At 35.5% G+C, this 5039-nt stretch carries 3 protein-coding genes; 1 reads left to right on the top strand and 2 read right to left on the bottom strand.

Going from position 1 to position 5039, the window contains the following annotated elements:
• Positions 1-1622: Ig-like domain-containing protein (locus E1171_RS23720; RefSeq protein WP_187696321.1), on the top strand; the 1622-nt coding region annotated here is incomplete at its 5' end.
• 152 nt (positions 1623-1774) lie between these two features.
• Here the strand turns inward: E1171_RS23720 and serA are convergent.
• Entirely contained in the window at positions 1775-3667 is a 1893-nt protein-coding gene (gene serA, locus E1171_RS07295) for a phosphoglycerate dehydrogenase (RefSeq protein ID WP_155205354.1), read from the bottom strand.
• 704 nt (positions 3668-4371) lie between these two features.
• Positions 4372-5039, bottom strand: a 668-nt coding sequence (locus E1171_RS07290; protein WP_155205353.1) for a S1/P1 nuclease, incomplete at its 5' end; no start/stop codon positions are given.

Genomic DNA, 5039 nt, shown 5'->3' with positions numbered 1-5039 from the left:
TTTTATTAGTTTTGGCGTTTGGTTGTAAGAAAGATGATCCAGTAGATCCAATAGATACTGAGTTGCCTTCTATTGAATTTAAAGGAATAGAGGAAAACCAAAAGATTTGGGGAGAATACACCATTTCTTTTGATGTTATGGATAATTTGGGTTTGGATCGCCTAGAGTTGAAAATTGAGGGGAAGGAGGTAGCCACAATTAAGGAAAGTCCTTATGAATTTACCTGGAATACCACAGAATATACAGACGGGATTTATTCATTAGAAGTAATCGCCTATGACCAGGCAGATAACAGTAATAAAAGCAGTTTAAAGGTCGAGGTCCAAAATACTTTGTTAAAATTTAATGTTCCTTCCAATTTTAATGATGATTGGACTCCTTCACTTCAAGTCGCTTTTTTAACTGATCAACAAGGAAATCTAATTTCGGAAGCTCAAAAATTTATTGCAGGAGGCCAAGTGGAATTTTCTCGGCAAGAGGGATTTACTGATGATTCTTTTTCTTTAAATCTAGGATTGTTTTTTGAGATGGATGGGCTTTATTTAACAACCATAAATGATGTTTCCCCTGGGGAGTACATTCAGGAAGAGATTGCTGATGAATATTGGAGTTCATCGGATCTGGAAGCTCAGTTAACCCTTTCGAATGTTCCTGAAGAAGCGTTAAATAATTCAGATAGGTTTAGGTATTTTGGTTCATTTGGAAAATGGGGTCAATTGGAAGAGGTTGATGATGAATCTCAAGCAATAAAGACAAGGATTCCTTATGACAGTCAAGTGGAAAGTCATGCTTTAGTAACTTATCAGGAACCAGGAGTAAGCAGGAAGTTTTTGTTTTTCGAGGATATTAATGGTGATGAGGAATACAATTATGATTTTACCGATTTAGTTGAGGGGAGTACACATTCCATTGACTTTCCTTTTGAGGGTAATTATTATATTTCGGTTTCTGGCTATTTTGATGATTCTCGATATCGCGTATTTCTGGATTATTTAGAAGAGGATGAGATATTAGGAAATCCTACTTTTGAGTATCCTAAGGATATCTTTGAAAATTTTGTGACTTATTCTGAGGTATTTAATGAGAAAGAGGAAATAATACATGGTAATGTGTCTTATGGAGCTTTACCAGCAAGTCTTTCTCCATTGGAAAGTGAAATAACCCTTAAAAATGGGGAACCAAATAGTATTGAGATAGAGTTTACTGGAGATTTTGATTTTTATATTGCTTCTTACAGTATAGATAATGGTAGTCTTGGGATTGGGTGGTCTGTTGTTGGACAGGGCAAAGAAGTAAATGGAGTATTCCCTCAACTACCTGAAGTCCTTTCTTCCGCTATGCCGGATTTAAGTAGATCTTCAACCGAATACTCGGATTATGATCTGTATGATATCTATGTTTATGATTATGAGAATATTACTTCCTATAATGAAGTAATATCGAATTCTTTTAATTTACTGTATGGAGAAGGGTTCCTATACCTTCAACCTGCAAAATATTATGCCAGGGATTATTATGTTGAGGAAGATTCCGAACAGAGTCAAAGTAAAAGCAGAAGCGGTACACTACAAAGTAACGGTCATCCAACATGGAAAAAAATACCAAAGTGGAGAGATAAATAAAAATAGGATTGAGTAGCTTGTCTTTTGGGGGAGTACGAGAAAAGCCTTTCCGACTTTGTTTTTGATGAGTTGGAAAGGCTATTCTATTTCATATTTACTTTATGTAATTGGTAGTAAGATAGGGGGGCTTCCCTATGTTATTTTTTAAGCTGTTAATAAAGTACTCTGAATTTAATGGTTTGCTCAATATTTTTCAGGTCACTGATTACATCTTTACTATAGGCTTTGTTAATATCTGTGATTACATAACCTATAGTTTCATTAGTTTTTAGGTATTGACCTGTAATGTTAATTTTATGCTTAGCCAATACCTGGTTGATTTTAGCTAAGATACCAGGAACATTCTGGTGAATATGAATCAGGCGGTGTGCATTCTCCAATTTTGGGAGTTGCAAATTAGGGAAGTTAACACTATTAGTTGTTTCTCCTGTATTGATGTAGTCCATAATCTTTTGAGGAACAAAATCCGCAATGTTTTCTTGGGCCTCTAATGTACTTCCCCCAATATGGGGGCTAAGCAAAACGTTTGGAAGATTTCTTAGTTCTGAAATGAATTCTTCTTGATTACTTTTAGGTTCTGAAGGAAACACATCAATAGCTGCTCCTACGATCTTCCCAGATTCTATTGCCTGTTTCAAAGCATTTATATCGACAACATGACCCCGGCTTAGATTTAAAAATACGGTGCCATCCTTCATCCATTTAAATTCCCGTTCTCCAATAAGATTATGATTTTCCGGTCTTCCGTCAACATGAAGACTTATTACATCTACCTCTCTCAATAATTCTTCTAATGAGCTACATTTTGTGGCATTACCCAAAGCCAGCTTCTCATTATTATCATAATAGTAAACTTTCATGCCAATTGCTTCGGCTAAAACCGAAAGTTGTGAACCAATATTTCCATAACCTACAATTCCCAACTTCTTTCCTCTTATCTCGAAGCTGTTTTTGGCCGATTTAACCCATTTCCCATGGTGCATCTGCGAGAATTTATCTCCAAGGTTTCTCATCAGAATAATAATTTCCCCAATTGCTAATTCTACTACCGAACGAGTGTTGCTATAAGGTGCGTTAAATACAGCCACCCCTTTTTTCAGGCAAGCCTCCAGGTCAATTTGGTTAGTCCCAATACAAAATGCACCTACTGCAATTAAACGATTGGCATTTTCCAGTACTTTGACTGTCAATTGAGTTTTGGAACGTATCCCTAATATGGACACATTTTTTATTCTTTCACTGAGTTCCTCTTCATCCATTCCTGCAGGATGAACTTCTACGGTGTAGCCTTCATCTTGAAGTTTTTTAAGCCCTTCAGGGTGAATGTTTTCAAGTAAAAGTACTTTTATTCTGTTTTTTGGATACGAAAGTGCAGTATTCATTTTATTTAGGTATAAAAATTCATCCAAACTAGGTGCTACATGGTCAGCATCTTTAAGAACGGATTCTCTAACAATATTTTCTGTAAAAGCATAAAACTTGTTGGCAAGGCCAGCAGCTCTAATTTGATAATCATTATAGCCATCCCCGATGACATAGACGTCCCCAGGCAATTTCAGTTCTTTTAATAACGTCACTTTTCCACCATCCTGAGACAGGATATTGTCTCGATTGAAACCGATGATGTTTCCGGTCTCATCATATATAAAATTGTTGGCAAAGACATTTTCCTCTTTTACTCCATATTCTTTCACTATGGGAAGAATAAATTCCTTGAAGCCATTAGAAATAATATAGATTTGATTTTTATAAGTTTTAAAGAAATCCCGGTTTCTTACAAAAGAAATACTGACTTTAGCTTTAAGCGTCTGGGTCAGTTCTTCCAAGTGTGATTGATGCGCTTTTAGTAGCTGAAGTCTTTTTTCAAGGGATTCTCTAAAGGAGATTTTTCCTTCCATCCCTAGGTCTGTGATTTTTTGAATTTCTCGTAAAGCTGCATTTTTTTCCGGTTTACCTCTAAGAGAAATATCACACAAAACATCTAAGCCTTCCACTTTGGTGAAAGTGCTATCAAAATCAATTACAAAAAAAGTGTCACGCCGCATATTCATGCCCAATGAAAAAATGATTTATTGTGAAAACGTAAATTTAGAGAATTGATTTTGGAAACCACACGCGTGAACGATACATTTTTACAATTTAAACCTTGAATTGGGGAATTTTTGAGGTGATATTTTAATAAAATTAATTTAAAACGTTTGTGGTATTTTTTTACCCATGATGAGGATGGACAAGAAAAAGAGATTTAGGTTGAAATGTCCTCCTGAAATTGATTTTTCCTTCTTTTGAAAGAAGGCAATTTATTGGTGAATTGGTCAAAATAGCCGGGGAGGAGATAATTATTAGGACAGGAAGTAAATTGGTCTGTCTTAACTTCCCAACCAAGTCGAATGATATTTCAGAACTTCAATGTAAGTATTGGGGAAAAGGTGCAAGTGGCTGGTTATCAGTGTTGCATTGCAGGCTTCTCAATAATTTAAGCTATTGAAAATTTCATAAACCAATACCTCTTTAAGGTGTAATGTCGGTAAATTGAAAAATATTCCATTCATTTTTTAGTCCCTATATTTATTTGTCCAGAAGTTGGAATAAAAAGACTTAAAATGGGCTCAGAACAGGCCATTTGAAAATTTTATTTACGCTTAAAAATAGAATCTTTATTCAAGTGCTAAGGAAAAAGTACCCCTCAATCTTTCTGTAATTATTTGGGTAAACATTGTGTTCTTGAGGGGTACTTTTTAAATAAGATTTATCCAAATATTTCATTCAACAGACCAGCAAGTCTGATTCCTCCCATTAATAATCGACTTTGGACAACAGGATAATATCTGTACATGTATTTGTAGGTTGATATTTCATCATCCGAAGTCTCATAGAGGCCATCGCAAATTTCTTTTGATTCGTTTGCCCATTGTTCTACAGTTGAGCTTTGCCATTGTTTTATTTCGACCTTGGTGGCATTATTAATGCTATTTCCCAGTTCTGTATAACTTAATTTCTGGGAGTCTATTATTTGAGAGTCCCAAATGCGGTGAAGGTTTGTCTTTTTTCCAAACCATTTCATTTCAATTCTATTTCCCCCCAAATCCTCAGGCTGTCCTACATGCATGGGCTGATGAATGTCTCCGACTAGATGGACCAAAAACCTAAGGGCAATCTTTTTTTCTTCCAGAGTGGTGGCAGGGTTTTCAAGCTGTTTTTTTAATGCTATTATTTCTTTGACAACATTATGTTCCGCTCCTTTTTTTGGGTCATATTTTTCTCCATTGGGTATATTGGCATAATGCCATTCATGTGAATAATCATAGTTAGGGTCAGATTTGATGAAATCTGCCCAGGTACTAGCTATAGCCAGACTTTCATGTCCCATGATTTTAGAGATGTTCTTTTTAGCTTTTTTAGAAAGGTGTTGTTCTG

This window comes from Xanthovirga aplysinae (assembly GCF_009711365.1).
Classification (GTDB): domain Bacteria; phylum Bacteroidota; class Bacteroidia; order Cytophagales; family Cyclobacteriaceae; genus Xanthovirga; species Xanthovirga aplysinae.
The sequence above is the reverse complement of the archived record's forward strand: the minus strand, read 5'-3'. Positions and strand labels throughout refer to the sequence as shown.